The sequence below is a fragment of the Pseudomonas sp. SWI44 genome (assembly GCF_002947915.1).
Taxonomy (GTDB): Bacteria; Pseudomonadota; Gammaproteobacteria; order Pseudomonadales; family Pseudomonadaceae; genus Aquipseudomonas; species Aquipseudomonas taiwanensis.
Genome location: NZ_CP026674.1, coordinates 5830483 through 5851780, shown reverse-complemented (window position 1 = coordinate 5851780; position 21298 = coordinate 5830483). Strand labels below are relative to the sequence as shown.

The window sequence follows — 21298 nt, the reverse complement described above, 5'->3', positions numbered from 1 at the left end:
CCAGCGCTTCATCCATCGAGGCTGAAGTCTGGGGCCACTTTTGTGGCACTTTCGCGGCACGAGGCCGCTTCCACAGCAGGCGCGTAGGGTCAGAAACGGTAGTTCAGGCTGGCTTCCAGGGTGCGCGGCGCACCTGGGGTTATCAGGTCGACCGAGCCGTGCGCGGAGGCATAGTAGTCGCGGTCGAACAGGTTCTTCAGGCGCAAGGCCATGTCCCACTGCGGCACGCTGTACAGCAGCGCCGCATCGAAGGTGGTGTAGCCAGGCATCACCACCTTGTTATCCAGCGCGGTGTAGCGCTCGTCGACGTAGTTGGCGCCTGCAGCCACCCGCCATTGCGGGGTGAGGGTGCGCACCAGCCACAGGTTGGCGCTGTTGCGAGGGGTCAGCGTGGGCGTCTGGCCTTCGTTGGACACCCCGTTGGTCTTGCTGTTGGACTTGGTGATTTCCGCATCCAGGTAGGCGTAGCCTGCGTAAACCTGCCACTTGTCGGTCAACTGGCCGCTGACGGTGGCTTCGAAGCCGTCGGTGCGTTGTTCGCCGGCCAGTATGGTGAGGTTCGGGTTGGCTGGGTCCGCCGTCTTCATGTTGGTGCGTTCGAGGCGGAAGATCGCCGCCGTCAGCGAAAGACGGTTGTCCAGCAGGTCCCACTTGGCGCCCAGCTCGTAGTTGGTGGTCTCTTCAGGTTCCAGGTGCTGGTTGCTCGGGCTGACCGCGAACACTTCACCAGACGGCTGGTAACTGCGGCTCACCGAAACGTAGTACGACTGGATCGCGTCAGGTTGATACACCAGGCCGGCACGCGGGCTCCAGGTCTTGTCGGTGCGGTCGAGGTCGACATTCTGGCGACGGTCGTCGTCGTACTCTTGGCCGAAGATGTCATAGCGCACGCCGACCAGGGCTTTCCAGTGCTCGCTCAGCTCGACCAGGTCCTGCACGTACAGGCCTGTGGTCTGCTGATAGTTGGTGCCCTTGGACGACAGGTTGGCCGCATGCTCTGGTACCGGTACCAGGCCGTCGCGATACACCGGTACCTGGGCCACGTTGTTCTGGCTGAAGACCCGCTGGTGCTTGTCCTGCATGCCCACTTCCACGCCGTACAGCAGGTTGTGCTGCATGCCAAGCAATTGTGCCTGCTGCTTGAGCTCGGTCTGGTTGAACACGCCGTACTCGTCACGCGCCACGTTGCCGCGGTTGAGCTTGACGAGCAACTCGCCGTTGGGCGCGGTGACGAAGCGGGTAGGGCTGCTGTCGGCCAGCGTGTTGTTGCGGTCCAGGTCGTAGCGGTAGAAGCGGCTGGTGTTGGTCAGGGTGAAGTCGTCGTTGATGCGGTAGTCGAGGCTGGCGGTGAACGAGAATACCTCGCTGCGGGCGTAGTCCTGGTCGGCATCGCCTGAGCCGAAGCGCTTGTCGCGATCGACATCCACTGGACGGTTGCCCAGGGCGGGGATACCGAAGTCGATCAGGCGCTTGTCGTACAAGTAGGTAGCACCCAGGTTCAGCTCCAGGTCGTCGGACAGCCTGAAGTAAGCCGACGGGGCGATGGCCTTGCGGTCGATGTAGCCATCGTCGCGGAAGGTGTCGCTGTCTTCGAAGGCGCCAGTGACGCGGTAGGCCTGGTTGCTTCGCTGGTCAGCCCAGCCGGTGTCGAACTGGGTGCGGCGCTTGCCTTCACTGTCGAAACTGACGCCGACCTCGCGCTTGGGCGCAAAGCCAGGTTTCTTGCTGATGCTGTTGATCAGGCCGCCCGAGGAGCCACGGCCGTAGAGCACGGCGGCAGGACCTTTGATGACTTCGACCCGCTCGATGTTGGACAGGTCGCGAAAGTACAGGGCGTCGTCCCGAACACCGTCGATGTACATGTCGCCGATGGCGCTGAAGCCGCGGATGGTGACCTGGTCGCGCTGACCATCGCCGTTGGACAGGCCGACGCCGGGCACGTTCTTGAGCACGTCCGCCATGGACTGAGCGCCCTGGTCCTTGATCACGCTCTCTGGAACGACGTTCACGGTCTGTGGAATGTCGCGCAGCGGCGCATCGATCTTCAGCGCGCTTTTGCTTTCGCTGGCCTTGTAGCTTTGCTGCTCGTAGGCGCTGGTAACGGAAGTTGCGGGGAGGGCGAGGGCCTCCTGGGTGTCGGCATGAGCGGTGGGGGCGACCAGCAAGCCGAGTACTGACAATGAGGCAGGAGCAGCAGACAGTTTTGCCATGAAGGGCGACTCAGTTGTTGTTTTGAAGTCGCGAATGGTAATGGTTAACAAATGTAAAGCAAGTGTAAAGGTTAATCATTCCCTAATAATTTTGTAATGGCTTTTGGGATCCAAAAATGGCGCCCGCTGCTAACGGGGGCGGCGGGTTGGTGCGCAATGGCTATGCTTGTCTGCGCGTAAGGATTTCCCCACTCATTCGCTCTGAATCACATGGAAGCTGCCTATGAAACCCATTAGCTCCCTGGCTCGCGCCGTTGCCCTTGCTTCGATGCTGACCACTGTCAGCCTCCTCGCCCAGGCGGCGGACGTACCGATTGGAAGTGAGGCGCTGGAAAGTCATGTCACCACCCAGGTGCAGGCCATCGACCTGGAAAAGCGTCAGGTGACGGTTAAAGGGCCTAACGACAAGGATGTAACCTTTCAGTTGACCGAGAAGGCCAAGGCGTTGCCCAACCTGAAGGTCGGTGACACCGTCGACATCTATGTCACCCGCGCGGTGGCCTACGTGCTCAACACCCATGTAGGTGGGGCGCCAAAGATGAGCGATGAGTCTGGCACCCTCCGTGCCACTGCCGACAACCCCAACCCAGGGGGCGAAGCGTTCCGCCAGGTCAGGGTGACGTCACAGATCCAGAAAATCGACCTCAAGAACCATGAGGTAAGCCTGCTGCCGCCTGAGGGCAAGTTACAGGTGGTCAAGGTCGAGAACCCTGACCTTCAGGCCCGGATGAAGAACCTCAAGGTCGGGCAGACGGTCGATGCCATCTACACCGAAGTATTGCGCGTGGAGACGTCACGCTAGCGACGGGATGAGGCGCCGTCCCCGCATAACGCTCGTACTCGCCGGCTGAGCGGTTTTCGAAGACCCAGGGCGTTATACTCGGCGCCCGTTTCATTGAAATCCGAGTATTGTGATGGGTCTTTCCTCTGCCGCCACACCCGAACCGCGCCGCTTGGGCGCCCCCTCGATCGCCCTGGCCTTGTTGCTGGCCGGGGCCTGGTTTCTCAACCGCAATGCCGGTTTCAAGCAGGTGTTGCTGCTGCTTGTCGGCGCGGCCTTGGGCCTGACGCTCTACCACGCAGCGTTCGGCTTCACCTCGGCCTGGCGAGTGTTCATCAACGAGCGCCGTGGCGCCGGTCTGCGGGCCCAGATGGTCATGCTGGCGCTGGCGGTACTGCTGTTCTTTCCGGCGCTGTCGGCGGGTAGCCTGTTGGGTAACCCGGTAAGCGGACTGGTGGCTCCGGCAGGGGTCTCGGTGGTGTTCGGCGCGTTCATCTTCGGCATCGGCATGCAGTTGGGCGGTGGTTGCGCTTCCGGGACGTTGTTCACCGTCGGCGGTGGCAACGCGCGAATGCTGGTGACCCTGTTGTTCTTCATCATCGGTTCGGTGTCGGCGACCCATCACGCTGATTGGTGGTTTACGCTGCCATCGTTTCCGGCCACTTCGATCGTTCAGGTGTGGGGTGTCGGACCCGCTTTGCTGGTGAGCCTGGCGCTGTTCGGCCTGATTGCCTGGACGACCGTGGTGCTTGAAAAGCGTCGGCATGCAACCCTGCAAGCGCCGGTTGCCCGCGAACACCAAGGCTTGCAACGCTTTGTGCGTGGCCCGTGGCCGCTCTTGTGGGGCGCTATCGCCCTGGCCTTGCTGAACTACGCCACCCTGGCCCTGGCGGGGCGACCTTGGGGGATCACCTCGGCGTTCGCCCTGTGGGGCGCCAAGACTCTGAACGGCCTGGGGGTGGACGTGAGCAGTTGGGCGTTCTGGCAGATGCCAGCCAACGCCAAGGCGCTGGCGGCGCCACTGTGGCAGGACATCACCACGGTCATGGACCTGGGTATCGTTCTGGGGGCTTTGCTCGCCGCGGGGCTGGCAGGCCGTTTCGCACCTAGCCTGAAGATTCCCCTGCCATCGTTGATCGCTGCCATGGTCGGCGGCTTGATGCTGGGTTATGGTTCACGCTTGGCTTACGGTTGCAACATTGGCGCTTATTTCAGCGGCATCGCCTCGGGCAGCGTGCACGGTTGGTTGTGGTTGCTGGCGGCCTATGCCGGCAACGTGATCGGTGTGCGCCTGCGTCCGTGGTTCTTTGCCGGTGAGCGTGGTCCCGTAGCGCTCACCGGCTGCTGAATTCTAATGATGATCTGAACAAGGAGGTTTGCGTGGCGCAATACACGGCACAAGTAGCCTGGGCCCGTGAGGGGCAGGATTTCCTCGGTAACCAGTACAGCCGCAGGCACCTGTGGCGTTTCGATGGCGGTGTCGAGGTAGTGGGTTCCTCGTCGCCCCATGTGGTGCCGTTGCCGCTGTCCGATGCTTGGGCGGTCGACCCCGAAGAAGCCTTCGTCGCATCGCTGTCCAGTTGCCACATGCTGTGGTTTCTGTCGCTTGCGGCCAAGCAGCGTTTCTGCGTCGAGCAGTACGTGGACGATGCTGTCGGCGTGATGGATCGCAATGAAGCGGGGCGCACGGCGATGACCCTTGTGACCCTGCGCCCCCGGGTGGCGTTCTCGGACGAGCGCCAGCCGACTCTGGAGCAGTTGGAGCGCTTGCACCATCTTGCTCATGAAGAGTGCTTCATCGCCAACTCGGTGAGGACAGAGGTGCGTTGCCAGCCAATCTACCCAGGCTGACCCTTACTTCACTGCGTGCGGCAATGATAAACATGCAGCTGATTGCGGTGACAGGGTGGCCTATTTTCTCGATTTTGATTCATTTTGTGCAATTAAGTTATTGATCAAAAAAGGAAAATACTTCTGGATGTAATGGATCGCCAGCTAGATTATTCATCAATATTTAGCCATAATATTTTGATAAATAAGAAATTATCTCTTGGCGACCGCATGCTGCACGCACTGCTCGTAATACGTCTGCTTGATAGCCGCCGGCTTGAGTCGCGAGCGGCTGTTGTAGGTCTGCTCGGTGATGCCGAATGCGGTCATGCGCATCCACGGTTTGGGGAATTTACGTACCTGCAGCTTCTTGCGGGTGGCATACAGCGTAACCCCGGAGAGCTTGGCCTGCTGAGCCTCGGCGGCGATCTGCGAACCCCAGGCGCAGACGTGGCGATCATTCTGGCTCAACGTCCTGGCTTGGACGCCGAAGGCGATCGTGGCCAACAGGCAGCCGGCCATGGTTGCTAGAAATACCCGCATGTTGCTGTCCTAAGCTTCTGAAGGAGAAGGGAGTTTGCCTCGCCTGCGAAGGGCTGGGGGCCAGCAGTTTGCTGGCAGGTGGGGGCAATGCGACCGCCAATCGCCAGTTCAAGTGGGGGGCGGTGCGGCACAGTAATAAATACCGGGCGGGGTGTATGTGATCGTACAACTGCTTGCGCTATCATGACGGCTGTCTTTCAAGGTGAAATACAGGGCATGACAGAGCAACAGGTACAGGCAAGAACCCGGCGCAAGCCGCGCAGTCTGGCCCAGGAACTGGTTACGGTGCTGACCGAGCGCATTCGCAGCGGCCAGCTCAAGCGCGGCGACAAGTTGCCGACCGAATCGCAGATCATGGCCGAGGAAGGCGTGAGCCGCACGGTCGTGCGTGAAGCGATCTCGCGGCTGCAGGCAGCCGGTCAGGTCGAGACTCGCCATGGTATCGGCACTTTCGTGCTGGACGCTCCGGCCTCTAGCGGTTTTCGCATCGACCCGGCGACCGTGGTCACGCTGCGTGAAGTGCTGGCGGTGCTGGAATTGCGCATCGCTCTGGAGATCGAGTCGGCAGGCCTTGCGGCGCAGCGGCGCAGCGACGAGGAACTGGCCGGCATGCGTGCTGCGCTGGACGAGCTCAACGAAGGTGTTGCCCATGCCTTCGATGCGGTGTCGGCGGACTTCCAGTTTCACCTGCGCATCGCCCAGGCCAGCGGCAACCATTACTTCGCCGATATCATCAACCACCTGGGCACCAGCATTATCCCGCGCACCCGGCTGAATTCGGCGCGCCTGGCGCGTGACGACCAGGCCCATTACATGAGCCGGCTGAGCCACGAGCATGAAGCGATCTATGAAGCGATTGCCCGGCGCGATAGCGAGGGGGCGAAGATGGCCATGCGCATGCATTTGAGCAATAGCCGCGAGCGGTTGCGCCAGGCGCATGAGGAGGCTGAGGCGCAAGAGGGCTGAGGTTTTTAGGGCAGGGTTGGAGTGGGTTGGTGTGTGTGAGATCGAGCGCCGCCCGCGCGGCGCATCGCGAGCAAGGCTCGCTCCTACGTTTGTTTCGGGCCAGTAACCCCAGCAATAGACGTGCGCGACCGCCTCGTTTGTACGGCTCAATCGCGCCCAGCACCAAAGTGGTCGCGCGCAACTCTCACAGGAATAATTGGCCCGAAACAGACGTAGGAGCGAGCCTTGCTCGCGATGCGCCGCGCGGGCGGCGCTCGATCTACCGGACGGCGCAACTCTAACGCCGAACAGCCAAAAACGCCCCGCATCAGCAGGGCGTTCTTGCATCAGGCCACTTAGATCGCCCCATCGCTCCATTGCCCATTCACCAGCCGACGCAGCCCAAGCGGATTGCTGTCACGCAGCGCCTCGGGCAGCAGCGTCTGCGGGTAGTTCTGGTAGCACACCGGGCGCAGGAAGCGATCGATGGCCAGGGTGCCGACCGAGGTGCCACGGGCATCGGACGTTGCCGGGTACGGCCCGCCATGCACCATCGCATCGCACACTTCCACGCCGGTCGGATAGCCGTTGACCAGAATGCGGCCGACTTTTTCTTCAAGCAAGGGCACCAGCCAGGCGAAGGCTTCGAAGTCTTCAGGCTCGCCGATCAGGGTAGCCGTCAGTTGCCCGCGCAGGCCTAGTAGGGCAGCGCGTAATTCGGCATTGTCCTTGGCTTGCACGGCTACCGTGGTCGGGCCGAACACCTCCTCCTGCAGCAGCGGGTCGGACTCGACCAGCAGGCGGGTGTCCGCCTTGAACAACTGTGCGCGGGCCTGGCCGCCTTCCTGCGGCTGGCCGGCCAGGTGTTCGATGCCAGCGTGGGCATGCAAATGCTTCAGGCCGTCCACATAGCTGCGCAGGCCGCCCGCGTTGAGCATGGTCTGGCCGGCTTGCTGCTCCAGGTGTCGGCCAAGGTCGGCGAGTAGCTGGCTGAATGGCGCCGACTGCAGCCCTATCACCAGGCCCGGATTGGTGCAGAACTGGCCGGCGCCAAGGCATACGGATCCCGCCAGTTCACGGGCGATGGCGTCGCCACGCCTGGCCAGGGCGCCCGGCAGGATGATGACCGGGTTGATGCTGGACATCTCGGCGAACACTGGAATCGGCTGAGGGCGTTCGGCGGCCATGCGGCACAGGGCATCGCCACCTTTGAGCGAACCGGTGAAACCGACCGCCTGGATAGCCGGGTGCTTGACCAACCACTCACCGACCCCGCCACCAAAGACCATGTTGAACACGCCTTTGGGCATGCCGGTACGCTCGGCGGCCCGGATGATCGCGGTGGCGACCATGTCGGCGGTTGCCATGTGGCCGCTGTGGGCCTTGAACACTACCGGGCAGCCTGCGGCGAATGCAGCGGCGGTGTCGCCGCCGGCGGTGGAGAAGGCCAGCGGGAAGTTGCTGGCACCGAAGACGGCGACCGGGCCTACACCGATGCGCATCTGGCGCAGGTCGACGCGGGGCAGCGGTTGGCGCTCTGGCAGGGCCAGATCGATGCGCGCGCCAAGGAAGTCGCCACGGCGCAGCAGCTGCGCGAACAGGCGCATCTGGCCGCTGGTACGACCGCGCTCACCCTGGATGCGTGCGGCGGGCAGGGCAGTTTCACGGCAGACGATGGCGACGAAGGCGTCATCGAGTTCATCCAGTTCGGCGGCAATGGCGTCGAGGAACTCGGCGCGGCGGGCCGGGCTCGACTGGCGGAATTCGGGGAATGCCGCGGCAGCGGCCTTGGCGGCTTGGTCGACTTCGCTTTCGGTGGCCTGCATGAAGCTGAAAGGCAGGGCTTCGCCGGTGGTGGCGTCCAGGCTCTGCAGGCGCTGCGAACCTGTGGCGCTGCGCTGGCCGGCGATGAAGTTGTGGCCGAGGATCTCAGGCATGGGGTACTCCTTTGGAGAAAAAGACTGGAGGACAACGTCGTTCCTGTAGGCGCCAGGCGCTGGGCGAGTGCTGCGCACTCCAATCGCCGACAAGCCGGCCGCCACAGGGCAGGTGGCGTATCAGGTGATCGGCGCCGGGTTGAACAGCGTGATGTCGTTGTGCAGCTTGTGCTGCTCGGCCCAGGTCCGCTTGCGGCCGCTGGCCACGTCCAGGTAGTAGTGAAACAGCTCCCAGCCCAGTTCCTCGAGGGTCGAACGGCCACTGGCAATGCGCCCGGCGTCGATGTCGATCAGGTCAGGCCAGCGCTGGGCCAGTTCGGTCCGGGTGCAGACCTTGACCACCGGCGTCATGGCCAGGCCATAAGGCGTGCCGCGACCGGTGGTGAACACATGCAGGTTCATGCCTGCGGCCAGTTGCAGCGTGCCGCAGACGAAATCGCTGGCGGGGGTGGCGCAGAAGATCAGGCCTTTGCGCTTGACCCGCTCGCCAGGGCCAAGCACACCCTGGATGGCACTGCTACCGGACTTGACGATAGAGCCCAGGGATTTTTCGACGATGTTGGACAGGCCGCCTTTCTTGTTGCCCGGTGTCGTGTTGGCGCTGCGGTCGGCCGCGCCTTGTTGCAGGTAGCGGTCGTACCAGTCCATCTCGCGCACCAGGGCATCGGCGACTTCCTGGTTCTCGGCGCGGGAGGTGAGCATGTAGATGGCGTCGCGCACTTCAGTCACTTCCGAGAACAGTACGGTAGCGCCGGCGCGTACCAGCAGGTCAGCGGCAAACCCCAGCGCTGGGTTGGCGGTGATGCCCGAGAAGGCATCGCTGCCACCACACTGCATGCCCAGAATCAACTCGCTGGCGGGTACCGTTTCGCGGCGGCGTTGATCGAGCTTCTTCAGGCGCGTTTCGGCCAGTTCCATGATCTGCTCGATCATTTCGACGAAGCCCAGGCTGGCATCCTGCAGGCGGTATAGCCACGGTTCGCTGAGGTCCACCGACGGGTCGTCATCGTGCATCACCTGACTGGCCTGTAGCTTTTCGCAACCCAGACTGATGACCAATGCCTCGCCGCCGAGATTCGGGTTGCGTGCCAGGTTGCGCACGGTACGGATGGGGATGTAGGCGTCGCGCGCATTGATCGCCACGCCGCAGCCGTAGCTGTGGGTCAGTGCCACCACGTCGTCGACGTTCGGGTACTTGGGCAGCAGTTCGCTGCGGATGCGCTTGACCGCATGTTCGAGAACGCCGGTCACGCATTGCACCGTGGTGGTGATGCCAAGGATGTTGCGGGTACCGACGGTCCCATCGGCATTGCGATAGCCTTCGAAGGTAAAGCCTTCCAGTGGCGGCAGGGGCGCGGGCACTGCGTCGCAGCGTGGCAGGCTGTCCAGTGCCGGGGCCGCTGGCATGGCCAGTTGGCTTTCCTGGACCCAACTGCCCTGGCGCAGGTCCTCAAGGGCGTACCCGATTATTTGCCCGTAACGGCGCACCGGCTCGCCCTTGGCGATGTTCACGGTGGCGACCTTGTGGCTCTGCGGTACACCCTCGATCAAGGTCAGGCCGTCGGCGAAGCGGGCGCCTTCGCCCAGGCCGCCGTCGTTGACCACCACCACGACGTTATCGTCGTCGTGAAGGCGAACGTAGCGGGGCGAGTCTGAGTGTTCGATCAACTGCATATGGGGGCCCTGTTTGTCAGATTCTCAGGCGTTGTACGTCCGCCCGCCCACGGCATCCGCCGGCGCGGGCGTGCTCTGTCAGTGGCGAGAGCTGGCCAGCTCGCCAGTGGCGCGTGGCTCGGCTTCAGTCTTTGGGTCGTCGCGCAACTCGATCCGTTTGATCGGGCCGACGATCACCAAGTAGCTGAACACCGCCACCAGCGCGTTGGCGCCTACATACACCAGCGCCCACTTGAACGAACCGGTGGCGCTGATGATGTAGCCGATGACGATTGGCGTGGTGATCGAGGCAATGTTGCCGAAGGTGTTGAACAGACCACCGGACAACCCGGCGATCTGCTTGGGCGAGGTGTCGGCGACCACTGCCCAGCCCAACGCGCCGATGCCTTTGCCGAAGAAGGCCAGGGTCATGAATCCTACGACCATCCATTCGGCATCGACGTAGTTGCAGAAGACCATGGTGGTCGACAGCAGCAGGCCACAGACGATGGGCAGCTTGCGGGCGAAGGTCAGCGAGTTGCCCCGTCGCAGCAGCCAGTCCGAGATCACCCCGCCAAGCACGCCACCGATGAAGCCGCACACTGCCGGCAGCGAGGCGATGAAGCCGGCCTTGAGGATGGTCATGCCACGTTCCTGCACCAGGTATACCGGGAACCAGGTGAGAAAGAAGTAGGTGATGGCGTTGATGCAATACTGGCCAAGATAGACGCCCAGCAACATGCGGCTGGTCAGCAGTTGCTTGATGTAGCCCCATTTGGGGCCTGCGTTATCGCCACGCTTTTGGTCCATGTCCACGAGGCCGCCGTTCTGCTCGATGTGTTCGAGCTCGTCCTGGCTGATGCGTGGGTGCTGACGTGGGTTGTAGATGGTCTTCATCCACACCATCGAGAACAGGATCCCGAGCGCGCCCATCACCACGAATACGTGCTCCCAGCCGAAGCTGAACACGATCCAGCCCATGATCGGGGCGAACAATGCGGTGGCGAAGTATTGTGCCGAGTTGAAGATGGCCGAGGCGGTGCCGCGTTCCTGTGTAGGAAACCAGGCCGCGACGATGCGGGCATTGCCCGGGAACGACGGGGCTTCGGCAAAACCGACCAGAAAGCGAAGGGTGAACAGGGTCACCACTGCCCAGGCCACGGGCAAACCGCCGACGAAGCCTTGCAGCAGGGTGAACAGCGACCAGGTGAAGATGCTGAAGGCGTAGACGCTCTTGGAACCGAAACGATCGAGCAGCCAGCCACCAGGAATCTGGCCAGCCACGTAAGCCCATCCGAAGGCGGAGAAGATATAACCGAGGGTTACGGCGTCAATGCCGAGGTCTTTCTGCAGGCTGGAACCTGCGATGGCGATGGTTGCTCTGTCGGCATAGTTGATCGTGGTCACCAGGAACAGCATGAACAGGATCAGGTAGCGCACATGCGTCTTTTTAGTCGCTTGCATGCTGGCAATACTCCCACTAGTTATTTTTGTGCGGGCTCACGAGTTGTAGCCGGAGTGGGGCATCCCACTCCGGTGGCGGCGATGGCAGGCCGCCGGGGGCGCTTATTGCGGACCCATCTTGTCCATCAGCGCTGCGAGCATTTCGTATTCTTCGCCAGTCAGGTCGGTCAGCGGGGTGCGTACCGGCCCTGCGTCGTAGCCGGCGAGCTTGGCCCCTGCCTTGACGATGCTGACGGCGTAACCGGCCTTGCGGTTACGGATGTCCAGGTATGGCAGGAAGAAATCGTCGATCAGCTTGGCCACGGTGGCGTGGTCGTCGCGGGCGATGGCGTTGTAGAAGTCCATCGCAGTTCTCGGGATGAAGTTGAATACCGCCGACGAGTAGACCGGCACACCAAGTGCCTTGTAGGCGGCAGCATACACCTCGGCGGTCGGCAGGCCACCCAGGTAGCTGAAGCGTTCGCCCAGACGGCGACGGATCGACACCATCAGCTCGATGTCACCCAGGCCGTCCTTGTAGCCGATCAGGTTCGGGCAACGCTCGGCCAGCCTCTCCAGCTGTACCGCGTTAAGGCGGCAGACATTGCGGTTGTAGACCACCACACCGATGTTCACCGATTTGCACACGGCCTCGACATGGGCTGCAACGCCGTCCTGGCTGGCTTCGGTCAAGTAGTGTGGCAGCAGCAGCAGGCCTTTGGCGCCCAAGCGCTCGGCTTCCTTCGCATATTCGATGGCCTGGCGGGTGGAGCCGCCGACGCCGGCGAGGATCGGCACCGACGTGGCGCAGGTGTCGACCGCGGTCTTGATGATCTGGCTGTATTCGCTGGCGGCCAGCGAGAAGAATTCACCGGTGCCGCCTGCGGCGAACAGGGCGCTGGCGCCATAGGGGGCGAGCCATTCCAGGCGTTTGATGTAGCCGGCCTGGTTGAAATCGCCCTGGGCATTGAAATCGGTTACCGGGAACGACAGCAGGCCGTGGGAGAGGATGGATTTGAGTTCTTGTGGAGTCATTGTTGTTGGCATCCTATGGCGCTTGGGTGACGAGTGATGTTTAGCGATGGATGTAAGTTATCGTACAACTATGGTGGTGGCTAGTCCCTTTTGGGGATTTTTTGCTTGGGTGGTGCTTGTCTTGGGATTTGCGGCGTATGTCCGAAGAGGCGTAGCGCCTGGGAGATCGAGCGCCGCCCGCGCGGCGCATCGCGAGCAAGGCTCGCTCCTACGCTTGTTTCGGGCCAGTGATGTCAGTGGCCGATGCGCGACCGTTTTGTTTGTACGACTTCATATCGCGCCGTGCACTGAAGCGTTTGCACGCCAATCCCACGGGATTCATTGGCGCGAAACAAACATTGGGGTATGCGGTGGGGGGGGAGATCGAGCGCCGCCCGCGCGGCGCATCGCGAGCAAGGCTCGCTCCTACGCTTGTTTCGGGCCAGTGATGTCAGTGGCCGGCGCGCGACCGTTTTGTTTGTACGACCTCATATCGCGCCGTGCACTGAAGCGTTTGCACGCCAATCCCTCGGGATTCATTGGCGCGAAACAAACATTGGGGTATGCGGTGGGGGGGAGATCGAGCGCCGCCCGCGCGGCGCATCGCGAGCAAGGCTCGCTCCTACGCTTGTTTCGGGCCAGTGATGTCAGTGGCCGATGCGCGACCGTTTTGTTTGTACGACCTCATATCGCGCCGTGCACTGAAGCGTTTGCACGCCAATCCCTCGGGATTCATTGGCGCGAAACAAACACTGGGGTATGCGGTGGGGTGGAGATCGAGCGCCGCCCGCGCGGCGCATCGCGAGCAAGGCTCGCTCCTACGCTTGTTTCGGGCCAGTGATGTCAGTGGCCGGCGCGCGACCGCCTTGTTTCTACGACCTGATATCGCGTCAGGTGCCAAAGCGTTCGCGGGCAATCTCACAGGCATAGTTGGCCCGAAACAGACGTAGGAGCGAGCCTTGCTCGCGATGCGCCGCGCGGGCGGCGCTCGATCTCGCAGGCGTAGGGTCTGTCACGACGACCACACTCAGTCATCGTATCTCTGGCTGCGAAAAGGGAAAAAACGATCGCGGAGACAGGCACAAGCCCGCCGCCCGCTTCCACGGGAAGTATTCTGGGACCAGCAGAGGGTGACCGGGGAAACGGGGGCGACGTTGCGCCGCCCCGCGATCAAAGCTAACGAAGCAGAGGAATCAAGCCGCCAGGTGGCGTTTGCCGGCCTGGGCCTTGCGGACCTGGGCGCGGCAGGCGTCGCCAAAGGCCTGGAACATTTTGATCGAGTCAGGGTTCTTCGCAGCTTGCCACTCTGGGTGCCACTGCACAGCGAAGAGGAAAGGCGAAATGCTTGGCGCGTGGATGGCCTCGACCAGGCCGTCTTCGGCGTGAGCGATCGGCTCGATGCCTTCACCCAGATTGCGCAGGCCCTGACCGTGCAGCGAGTTGACGCGGATCTCATCGGTACCGAGCGTTTCGCGCAGCCAGCTGCCTGGCTTGATCTTCACGCTGTGGACCTGGGCGTATTGCACCTCGACCGGGTCTTCCGGGTTTTCCCGGTGATCGTTGAAACCTGGCTCTGCGTAGACCTTCTGGTAGATATCACCACCCAGGGCCACGTTGATTTCCTGCATACCCCGGCAGATGCCGAAGATCGGCAAGCCACGCTTGATGGCTGCCTTGACCAGCGGGATATCGAACAGGTCGCGGTTCTTGTCCTGGCCTTTGCCTGGGGTCTCGTTTTCCTGGCCGTACAGGGTGGGGTCGATATTGCTGCCAGCACCGGTCAGGTACACGCCGTCGGCCATGTCCAGATAGGTCTCCAGGTCTTCGGTACCGCAGCAAGTGGGCACCAGTACCGGGACGCAATCGGAAAACTCGACCAGCGGGGTGATGTATTTGTGGGTCATGACCTGGTAGTCATGGCCTTTGCGCTCTTGCATGCCCATGGTCATCAGGACGACGGGTTTGCGCAGGGAGGGTTGTTTGCTGCCAATGTTGCTGTTGGACATATGTCACCTTGAGACAGGTTCGACCTGTCGTTGTTGTGCAGGCGCACGGCCTTGGCCTTCTGTGCTGCCTGGAGCCCCGAGCACTGCCGGCTCGTCCGAGTCGACGATTCCGGTCGGGGCTTAAGCGATAGATTGCCAGAGCCGTTCGATATGTCAAACGACACGCAGGGGCTTTGATGGGGGGCGGGCGCCGAAATACGGGGGGTTAAACCCTTGCGAGCCTCAGGCGGCAAGGGTTTGACGTAAGGTGAGGTCAATTATATTTAACGATGCAGTCGGCTCATTGCAGCCGTGCAATGAATCGCCGCCAATTCGGCGCCGGCAAAGGCTCCGCAACCCCAGCAGGCATCGGCTTGCCGACGATCAGGCCTCAATGCAGTATCTGCGCAAGGAACGCCTTGGCTCGCGCAGTGCGTGGCTGGCCGAAAAAGACCTCTGGCGGGCTGTCTTCGATGATCTGACCACCTTCAAGGAACAGCACGCGCTCGGCGACCTGCCGGGCAAAGCCCATCTCGTGGGTCACGCACAACATGGTCATGCCCGTGCCAGCCAGTTGTACCAGCACATCCAGCACCTCGGCGACCATCTCCGGGTCGAGCGCCGAGGTCGGTTCGTCGAACAGCATGATCCGCGGCTTCATGCACAGTGCACGGGCAATCGCAACCCGTTGTTGCTGGCCGCCGGAAAGCTGGCTGGGGTACTTGTGCGCCTGGCTCTCGATGCCGACCTTGCTCAGGTACATCCGCGCGCGTTCCTCGGCGTCCTTGCGTGACAGCCCGCGCACGCTGGTGGGGGCCAGCAGGCAGTTGTCGAGCACGCTCATGTGCGGAAACAGGTTGAAGTGCTGGAATACCATGCCAATTTCGCTACGCACCTGGGCAGCTTGTCGGCTGGTCGCAGCAAGGTCGGTGCCGTCGACCCGAATGGTGCCTTGCTCGGCCACCTCCAGACGGTTGATGCAACGGATCAGGGTCGACTTGCCCGAGCCGGATGGGCCGCACAGGACGATGCGCTCGCCTTCGCGCACCTTGAGGTTGATGTCACGCAATACATGGAAGGCGCCGTAATGCTTGTTCAAGCCCTCGATGCTGATCAGCGTTGGACGCGGATCGGGTTCAGGAGCAAGGCTGGCAACGCTCAGGGGGGCGGTCATATTGTTGTTCTCCCGCGTGGGTTCAGTCGAAACGTGCAGCGCTGTAAGGCGCAGGGTCGGTGAATGGCCGTTCGCCGGTGACCATCTCGGCCAGCAGGCGGCCGCTGACCGGGCCCAGGGTCAGGCCATGGTGGGCATGGCCGAAGTTGAACCACAGCCCTTTGTGCCTTGGCGCAGGCCCGATCACCGGACGCATGTCCGGCAGGCAGGGGCGACGACCGAGCCAAGGGCTGTCGTCCAGGCGCTCGCCGAGGGCCGGGAACAGTTGGCGGGCCAGGATTTCGCAGCGCCTTAGTTGGATTTCATTGCCCGGCGCGTCGCTGGCGGCGAACTCGATGCCGGTGGTCAGGCGCACGCCTCGGGCCATCGGTGCCAGCACGTAGCCGCCTTGTGTATCGCAGATCGCATGTTCGAGCTGTGCACCGTCACGGGTGCCGTAGTGCATGTGGTAGCCGCGCTTGATACCCAGCGGGATGCGGTAACCCAACCGCTCGTAGACTTGGGCGGATTGCGGGCCGAGGCAGGCGACGACTTCGTCGGCGGTGATCGGGCCGCGCTGGCTGTTCACCTGCCAGCGACCTGCGACCTGGCTCAGGCTGCGTGCATCGCCATGCAGGAACTGCCCGCCGCGCTGGACGAATAGCGCAGCGTAACCCTGGGTGAGGGCGCCGGGGTTGTTCACGGTTTTCGGGTCGAGCCAATGAATGCCACCGACCACCGCGCTGTCGAGCTGATGCTCTCGCGCCTGCAACTGGCCGCGCTCGAGAATCTCGTACTGCAGACCATAGCGGGCAAGCCCCCTGATCTCGGCCTTGGCCTGTTCGAACAGGGCCGGGTCGCGGTACACCTCGATCCAGCCTTTGGCTTGCACCAGCCCTTCGAGGCCAGCAGCACCGATCAACGCGTCATGCTCTTCGACGCAGCGCTGCACCAGCGGCAGCATGTCGGCGGCCGCGCCCGCCAGACGCCCAGGAGCCGACTGGCGCCAGTAACGCAGCAGCCATGGCGCTGCCTTGGGCAGGTGCAGCAGGCTGTAGCGAACATCGGGCTGGCGGTTCAGGCCATAACGCAGCAGAGCGCCCAGTTGGCGGGGGAACGCGTAGGGGATCACGCTCGAGCGCTCGATCAGGCCCGCGTTGCCGTGGCTGGTACCGCTGCCGGGTTCGTCGCGGTCGATCAGGATCACCTGGCGACCACGCGCTTGCAGGTGCAGCGCGGTGCTGACGCCGACGATACCGGCGCCGAGGACAAGGGTCTGGCAATGCATGGAACGTATCCTTCCGTCAGTTCAAGTGGCGGCCCAGGCGGGCTTCCAGGTGTTTGAGCAGGCGCCGTACCAGTTCCACGATCACCAGGTAGAGCACAGCGGCCCACAGGTAGATCTGGAAGTCGAAGCTGCGCGAGAAGGCCAGCTTGGTCACGCCCATCAGGTCGTAGATGGTCACCAGCGAAGCGATGGCGCTGGCCTTGATCATCAGGATCAACTCGTTGCCCAGCGGGCCGATGGCCACCAGCAGCGATTGCGGCAGGATCACCTTGAAGAAGGTGGTCGAGCGTTTCAGGCTCAAGGCTCGCGCGGCTTCGTACTGCCCTGGGGCGACCGCCATCAGGCTGCCGCGGAAGATTTCGGCTTGGTACGCCGCGGTGTTCAGGGTGAAGGCCAGCAGGGTGCAGAACCACGCCTCGCGGAAGAACCACCACAGTCCTACGTCCTGCCAGAAGCCTTTGAGCGAACCCAGGCCGTAATAAAGTAGGAACAGCTGCGCGAGCAGCGGCGAACCCCGGAAAAAATAGATGTAGCCAGCGGCCATGCGCTGCAACAACAGGCTGTGTGACATCCTCGCCAATGCCAGCAGCAAGCCAAGGACGGCGCCCAGACTGAAGGAGATGGCCACCAGTTTCGCGGTCACCAGCAGGCCATCGACGAAGCGTGGCCCGTAGCGCTCCAGCAGGTCAGGGTCTAGTACCAGGCCCAGCAGTTGTTCGAAGCTCATGCCCGTGCTCCTTGCAGATGTCGGTTGCAGCGTCGTTCGATCCAGGCGAATACCCGCCCCGACAATGCCGAGAACAGCAGGTAGCCCACGCAGGCAACGCCATAGAAGAACATCGGCTCTTTGGTCACGCTGACTGCCAGATTGGTCTGGCGCATCAGGTCGACCAGGGAAATGGTCGAGACCAGCGAGGTGTCCTTGAGCAACGACAGCCAGTTGTTGGAAAGGCCGGGCAGGGCGATGCGCGTCAGTTGCGGCAGCACCACCTTGAAGAACGCCGTGCGCTTGCCCAGGCCCAGGGCCGAGCAGGCCTCCAACTGGCCTTTGGGCAGGGTCTTGAAAGCGGCCAGCCAGATCTCGCTGGAGAACGCCGCGAATACCAGGCTGAAGGCGACCATGGCGGCCAGGAAGGTGTTGATCAGGAACTCACCTTCATAGCCCATGGCTGTCAGGATCTTTTGCGCGGCGATCTGGCAGCCGTAATAGATGATGAGCAGGGTGAGCAGTTCGGGCAGCCCACGAAACACGGTGGAAAAGGTGGTCGCCCAGGCTCTTGGCAGGCGTTTGCGAGAACGCGCAGCCATGGCCACGCCAAGGCCCAGCGGCAGGCCGATGGGCAGGCAGGCCAGGGCCAGCGAAACAGTGACCAGGGCACCGGCCAGCAGGGCCTGGCCCCAGCCTCCGCTGGCGAACGACAGAAGTGACAATTGGTCGAGCATGACAAGCCCTCACGCGGGATCACTTACCCTCCCTGCAGGACCGGGTTTATCCGCGAAAGTGCCAGCAACAGCGGCACCTGTCGCCCGGTCGGGCGCATTCGCGGGCAAACCCGCTCCCACAGGGCAGCAGGTCAGTTGTAGATGTCGAAGTCGAAGTACTTGCTGGCGATCTTCTGATAAGTGCCGTTGGCGACGATCTCGGCCAGGGCGGTATTCAATCGCTGGCGAAGCGCATCGTCGTCCTTGCGCACCGCGATGGCGGCGTCGGCCTTGGTCCCGGCCACATCACCGAGGATCTTGCAGCAATCCTTGCCATTTTTGTTGACCCACTCCTGCAGCGGGAACTTGTCGGCGATCACCCCGTCCAGGCGGCCGGCTGCCAGGTCGGCGTTGGCCTCGTCCATGGTTGGATAGAGCTTCACCTCGGCGCCGGCCTTGGCGTAAACGTCCTCGGCGTAGATCGCCTGGGTGGAGGAGGACTGGGCGCCCACGGTGTAACCTTCGAACGTGGTCTGGGCGTCGTCGATCTTGCTGTCCTTGGCCACGGCGACGGCCAGCGGCGTACGGTAGTAGTGGTCGGTGAAGGCGATCTTTTTGCGGCGCTCTTCGGTGTCGATCATCGAGGCGACCACGGCATCGTACTTGCGCGCCATCAACGCCGGAATGATGCCTTCCCAGTCTTGTGCCACCAGGGTGCACTCGACTTTCATCTGTTCGCACAAGGCGTAGGTAATGTCGATGTCGAAACCGTGCAGCTTGTTATCGGCGTCGACATAGTTGAAGGGCGGGTAGCCGCCCTCGGTGGCGAAGCGCACGGTTTCGGCACTGGCAGCACCCGCCAGCAGCAGGGCACACGCACCCACCATAGCCATGGTCTTGTTCATCTCGCACCTCTTGCACTCTTGCTATTGTTGTTTGCCCGACGGCCACGAGGTGTAGCCGACGAATTCGTTATGTAGAGCGGCAGTTGCTTCCAAGCGTCTTTCAACATCCGGTCCGAGCTTCTTGCAGACCTCGTTGACCATCAGGTGCACCCACGACAGCATGGGGGCAGTAGATTCCCAGAACAGATTGAACTCGGTAGGTACGCGGAACACTTCGTCGGCGTGGGCATCTGCCCAGTCGCAGAAGGTATCGGTCACCAGGGTGACGGGTATGCCGGCGGCCCGTGCCTTCTGGCACAGCAGCAGGGCGTGGCGTGAATAACGGCGGGCCTCGAACACCACCAGGGCGCTCTGTTCGGCGGGCCCGAGCAGCACTTCGCCGAAGTGCCCGGCGCTGCCATCGACCTGTTGCACGCCATCGCGTAGGTATTGCAGCAGGTGGGTCATGCACAGGGCGACGCCGCGCTCGGTCTGGAAGCCGGCGATGAATACCCGTGGTTTCTGCGCCAGGCGCTGGGCGACCTGGTGCCAGGCGTCGGTCTGACGATACTCGTGGACCCGTACCAAGGCGGCCATTTCCAGCTCCAGGCTGCCAGAGATATCGCTGGGGTCATGGTTCTGGCGGTATTCTTGCAGACGATCACCCACCAGCCAGGGGCCGTCGCCCAGGTCGCTTTGCAGATCTTGCTTGAGCGCTTTTAGGTGAGGGTAACCGAGGGCGCGGCAGAAACGGCCGACACTGGATTCGCTGACACCCAGCTTGGCAGCGATGCTGGCCGAAGTCTGGAATGGCAGTTCGTGCAGATTGGCGAGCATGTACGTGGCGATCTTGCGGCCTGAGGCAGCGGCCCCTTGCAGGCTGTTTTCCAGGCGTTGCTTGATCGGTTGGCTCATGCTGTGGCTCCCGGTGAGGCGTGGAAAAGAAAATGGATGTTTTCTGTCATCAAGTCAACATTTGACAGGTAGCTGTCACTTGCAGGAAAGTTTTTGTCGTTGCCAACGCTGTAGCCACTCCAAATCCAATAAGGAGCTTCAGATGTCCGCACCCTCCACCAGCCCCGTCGTGCGTGTGCCTTTCGCCGAGTTGCAGGCGCTGTTGCAAGCGATTTTCCAGCGCCACGGTTGCAGTGAGGCAGTGGCCGAAGTGCTGGCCCACAATTGTGCCAGCGCCCAGCGCGACGGCGCCCATAGCCACGGGGTGTTCCGTATTCCGGGGTATGTCTCGACACTGGCCAGCGGCTGGGTCGATGGCCGCGCAACACCGCAGGTCACCGATGTCGCCTCCGGTTATGTCCAGGTGGATGCGGCGGGCGGTTTTGCCCAGCCCGCCTTGGCAGCCGCACGTGCGCTGCTGGTGAAAAAGGCCCGCAGTGCCGGAATCGCCGTGTTGGCAATCCACAACTCGCACCATTTCGCGGCCCTGTGGCCGGATGTCGAGCCGTTCGCCGAGGAAGGCCTGGTTGCACTGAGCGTGGTCAACAGCATGACCTGTGTGGTGCCCCATGGCGCACGCAAGCCGTTGTTCGGTACTAACCCCATCGCCTTCGCTGCTCCGTGCGCCGACCATGACCCCATCGTCTTCGACATGGCCACCAGCGCCATGGCCCACGGCGATGTGCAAATCGCCGCCCGTGCCGGCCAACAGTTGCCTGAAGGCATGGGGGTCGATGCCAATGGGCAGCCAACCACCGACCCGAAGGCCATCCTCGAGGGCGGGGCGTTGTTGCCGTTCGGTGGACACAAGGGCTCGGCACTGTCGATGATGGTCGAGCTGCTGGCGGCGGCCCTGACCGGAGGTAACTTTTCCTGGGAGTTCGATTGGTCCAAGCACCCTGGGGCCAAGACCCCATGGACCGGGCAGTTGATCATCGTCATCGACCCCAGCAAGGCCGAAGGCGAACGGTTTGCCCAGCGCAGCCGTGAGCTGGTCGAGCAGATGCAGGCCGTGGGGTTGACGCGCATGCCTGGCGAGCGCCGCTACCGCGAGCGAGAAATGGCCGATGAGCAAGGGGTGGCGTTGACGCAGTGTGAGTGGGAGTCCCTTCAGGGAATGATTGGCTGAGCGGGTTTGAGGCCAAGGTTGCTTCATCGCGAGCAAGGCTCGCTCCTACCTGGTCGTGTCGCACAGGCATGGCGGGACAGGGGCGAACCTTGCTCGCCATCACCGCGCAGGTGGCGTTCGATCCAAA

Annotated in this window: 18 protein-coding genes; 5 read left to right on the top strand and 13 right to left on the bottom strand. The window is 62.6% G+C overall.

What is annotated here, in order from left to right:
* Positions 1-89 precede the first annotated feature (89 nt).
* A complete protein-coding gene (locus tag C4Q26_RS27430; RefSeq protein ID WP_104884004.1) occupies positions 90-2210 on the bottom strand; it encodes a TonB-dependent siderophore receptor in 2121 nt (706 codons plus the stop codon).
* Positions 2211-2433: 223 nt separating this feature from the next.
* Between C4Q26_RS27430 and C4Q26_RS27425 the strand changes: the two genes are divergently transcribed.
* From C4Q26_RS27425 to C4Q26_RS27415, 3 genes are all read left to right on the top strand, one after another.
* Positions 2434-3012, top strand: a complete 579-nt coding sequence (locus C4Q26_RS27425) for a hypothetical protein (RefSeq protein ID WP_104881848.1) — start codon at positions 2434-2436, stop codon at positions 3010-3012.
* A gap of 112 nt (positions 3013-3124) precedes the next feature.
* Positions 3125-4339, top strand: a complete 1215-nt coding sequence (locus C4Q26_RS27420) for a YeeE/YedE family protein (RefSeq protein WP_104884003.1) — start codon at positions 3125-3127, stop codon at positions 4337-4339.
* 32 nt (positions 4340-4371) lie between these two features.
* Entirely contained in the window at positions 4372-4842 is a 471-nt protein-coding gene (locus C4Q26_RS27415; protein WP_104884002.1) for an OsmC family protein, read from the top strand.
* Positions 4843-5034: 192 nt separating this feature from the next.
* On the opposite strand, the gene C4Q26_RS27410 is transcribed toward C4Q26_RS27415, so the two are convergent.
* Positions 5035-5364 (bottom strand): hypothetical protein, encoded by a 330-nt coding sequence (locus C4Q26_RS27410; protein ID WP_027907799.1) that lies wholly within the window; start codon positions 5362-5364, stop codon positions 5035-5037.
* Positions 5365-5580: 216 nt separating this feature from the next.
* Here C4Q26_RS27410 and C4Q26_RS27405 point away from each other — a divergent pair, with 216 nt between their 5' ends.
* Positions 5581-6330, top strand: coding sequence for a FadR/GntR family transcriptional regulator (locus C4Q26_RS27405; protein ID WP_023380326.1), 750 nt, complete (start codon positions 5581-5583; stop codon positions 6328-6330).
* A gap of 335 nt (positions 6331-6665) precedes the next feature.
* Here the strand turns inward: C4Q26_RS27405 and C4Q26_RS27400 are convergent, their stop codons facing one another.
* From C4Q26_RS27400 to C4Q26_RS27350, 11 genes are all read right to left on the bottom strand, one after another.
* On the bottom strand, positions 6666-8246 hold the full coding sequence (locus C4Q26_RS27400; protein ID WP_023380328.1) for an aldehyde dehydrogenase (NADP(+)): 1581 nt from the start codon (positions 8244-8246) through the stop codon (positions 6666-6668).
* A gap of 120 nt (positions 8247-8366) precedes the next feature.
* Positions 8367-9920, bottom strand: coding sequence for a galactarate dehydratase (gene garD / locus C4Q26_RS27395; protein WP_023380330.1), 1554 nt, complete (start codon positions 9918-9920; stop codon positions 8367-8369).
* Positions 9921-9998: 78 nt separating this feature from the next.
* On the bottom strand, positions 9999-11363 hold the full coding sequence (locus C4Q26_RS27390) for an MFS transporter (RefSeq protein ID WP_104884001.1): 1365 nt from the start codon (positions 11361-11363) through the stop codon (positions 9999-10001).
* Between the two features lie 102 nt (positions 11364-11465).
* Positions 11466-12377, bottom strand: coding sequence for a 5-dehydro-4-deoxyglucarate dehydratase (kdgD, locus tag C4Q26_RS27385; protein ID WP_023380333.1), 912 nt, complete (start codon positions 12375-12377; stop codon positions 11466-11468).
* A gap of 1172 nt (positions 12378-13549) precedes the next feature.
* On the bottom strand, positions 13550-14362 hold the full coding sequence (locus C4Q26_RS27380; protein ID WP_023380334.1) for a gamma-glutamyl-gamma-aminobutyrate hydrolase family protein: 813 nt from the start codon (positions 14360-14362) through the stop codon (positions 13550-13552).
* Positions 14363-14732: 370 nt separating this feature from the next.
* A complete protein-coding gene (locus C4Q26_RS27375) occupies positions 14733-15515 on the bottom strand; it encodes an amino acid ABC transporter ATP-binding protein (RefSeq protein WP_023380336.1) in 783 nt (260 codons plus the stop codon).
* A gap of 22 nt (positions 15516-15537) precedes the next feature.
* The gene (locus tag C4Q26_RS27370) at positions 15538-16782 is read right to left on the bottom strand and encodes an FAD-binding oxidoreductase (protein WP_023380337.1); all 1245 of its coding nucleotides are present in this window, start codon (positions 16780-16782) and stop codon (positions 15538-15540) included.
* 16 nt (positions 16783-16798) lie between these two features.
* Positions 16799-17509, bottom strand: a complete 711-nt coding sequence (locus tag C4Q26_RS27365) for an ABC transporter permease (protein ID WP_023380338.1) — start codon at positions 17507-17509, stop codon at positions 16799-16801.
* On the bottom strand, positions 17506-18225 hold the full coding sequence (locus tag C4Q26_RS27360) for an ABC transporter permease (protein WP_023380339.1): 720 nt from the start codon (positions 18223-18225) through the stop codon (positions 17506-17508). Before C4Q26_RS27360 ends, C4Q26_RS27365 begins: the two co-directional genes overlap by 4 nt.
* A 131-nt stretch (positions 18226-18356) precedes the next feature.
* Positions 18357-19109 (bottom strand): transporter substrate-binding domain-containing protein, encoded by a 753-nt coding sequence (locus C4Q26_RS27355; protein ID WP_023380340.1) that lies wholly within the window; start codon positions 19107-19109, stop codon positions 18357-18359.
* Between the two features lie 21 nt (positions 19110-19130).
* On the bottom strand, positions 19131-20003 hold the full coding sequence (locus C4Q26_RS27350; protein ID WP_023380341.1) for a MurR/RpiR family transcriptional regulator: 873 nt from the start codon (positions 20001-20003) through the stop codon (positions 19131-19133).
* Between the two features lie 142 nt (positions 20004-20145).
* Here C4Q26_RS27350 and C4Q26_RS27345 point away from each other — a divergent pair, with 142 nt between their 5' ends.
* Complete coding sequence (locus C4Q26_RS27345) at positions 20146-21171, top strand: Ldh family oxidoreductase (RefSeq protein WP_023380342.1); 1026 nt, start codon at positions 20146-20148, stop codon at positions 21169-21171.
* Positions 21172-21298 lie beyond the last annotated feature (127 nt).

What these genes read in the sequence shown, in the direction of transcription:
- C4Q26_RS27370 (WP_023380337.1), bottom strand. Translation starts at nt 16,782, where the DNA reads ATGCATTGCCAGACCCTTGTCCTCGGCGCCGGTATCGTCGGCGTCAGC.
- C4Q26_RS27410 (WP_027907799.1), bottom strand. Translation starts at nt 5,364, where the DNA reads ATGCGGGTATTTCTAGCAACCATGGCCGGCTGCCTGTTGGCCACGATC.
- C4Q26_RS27420 (WP_104884003.1), top strand. Translation starts at nt 3,125, where the DNA reads ATGGGTCTTTCCTCTGCCGCCACACCCGAACCGCGCCGCTTGGGCGCC.
- C4Q26_RS27405 (WP_023380326.1), top strand. Translation starts at nt 5,581, where the DNA reads ATGACAGAGCAACAGGTACAGGCAAGAACCCGGCGCAAGCCGCGCAGT.
- C4Q26_RS27365 (WP_023380338.1), bottom strand. Translation starts at nt 17,509, where the DNA reads ATGAGCTTCGAACAACTGCTGGGCCTGGTACTAGACCCTGACCTGCTG.
- C4Q26_RS27380 (WP_023380334.1), bottom strand. Translation starts at nt 14,362, where the DNA reads ATGTCCAACAGCAACATTGGCAGCAAACAACCCTCCCTGCGCAAACCC.
- C4Q26_RS27355 (WP_023380340.1), bottom strand. Translation starts at nt 19,109, where the DNA reads ATGAACAAGACCATGGCTATGGTGGGTGCGTGTGCCCTGCTGCTGGCG.
- C4Q26_RS27390 (WP_104884001.1), bottom strand. Translation starts at nt 11,363, where the DNA reads ATGCAAGCGACTAAAAAGACGCATGTGCGCTACCTGATCCTGTTCATG.
- C4Q26_RS27400 (WP_023380328.1), bottom strand. Translation starts at nt 8,246, where the DNA reads ATGCCTGAGATCCTCGGCCACAACTTCATCGCCGGCCAGCGCAGCGCC.
- kdgD (WP_023380333.1), bottom strand. Translation starts at nt 12,377, where the DNA reads ATGACTCCACAAGAACTCAAATCCATCCTCTCCCACGGCCTGCTGTCG.
- C4Q26_RS27375 (WP_023380336.1), bottom strand. Translation starts at nt 15,515, where the DNA reads ATGACCGCCCCCCTGAGCGTTGCCAGCCTTGCTCCTGAACCCGATCCG.
- C4Q26_RS27345 (WP_023380342.1), top strand. Translation starts at nt 20,146, where the DNA reads ATGTCCGCACCCTCCACCAGCCCCGTCGTGCGTGTGCCTTTCGCCGAG.
- C4Q26_RS27350 (WP_023380341.1), bottom strand. Translation starts at nt 20,003, where the DNA reads ATGAGCCAACCGATCAAGCAACGCCTGGAAAACAGCCTGCAAGGGGCC.
- garD (WP_023380330.1), bottom strand. Translation starts at nt 9,920, where the DNA reads ATGCAGTTGATCGAACACTCAGACTCGCCCCGCTACGTTCGCCTTCAC.
- C4Q26_RS27425 (WP_104881848.1), top strand. Translation starts at nt 2,434, where the DNA reads ATGAAACCCATTAGCTCCCTGGCTCGCGCCGTTGCCCTTGCTTCGATG.
- C4Q26_RS27360 (WP_023380339.1), bottom strand. Translation starts at nt 18,225, where the DNA reads ATGCTCGACCAATTGTCACTTCTGTCGTTCGCCAGCGGAGGCTGGGGC.
- C4Q26_RS27430 (WP_104884004.1), bottom strand. Translation starts at nt 2,210, where the DNA reads ATGGCAAAACTGTCTGCTGCTCCTGCCTCATTGTCAGTACTCGGCTTG.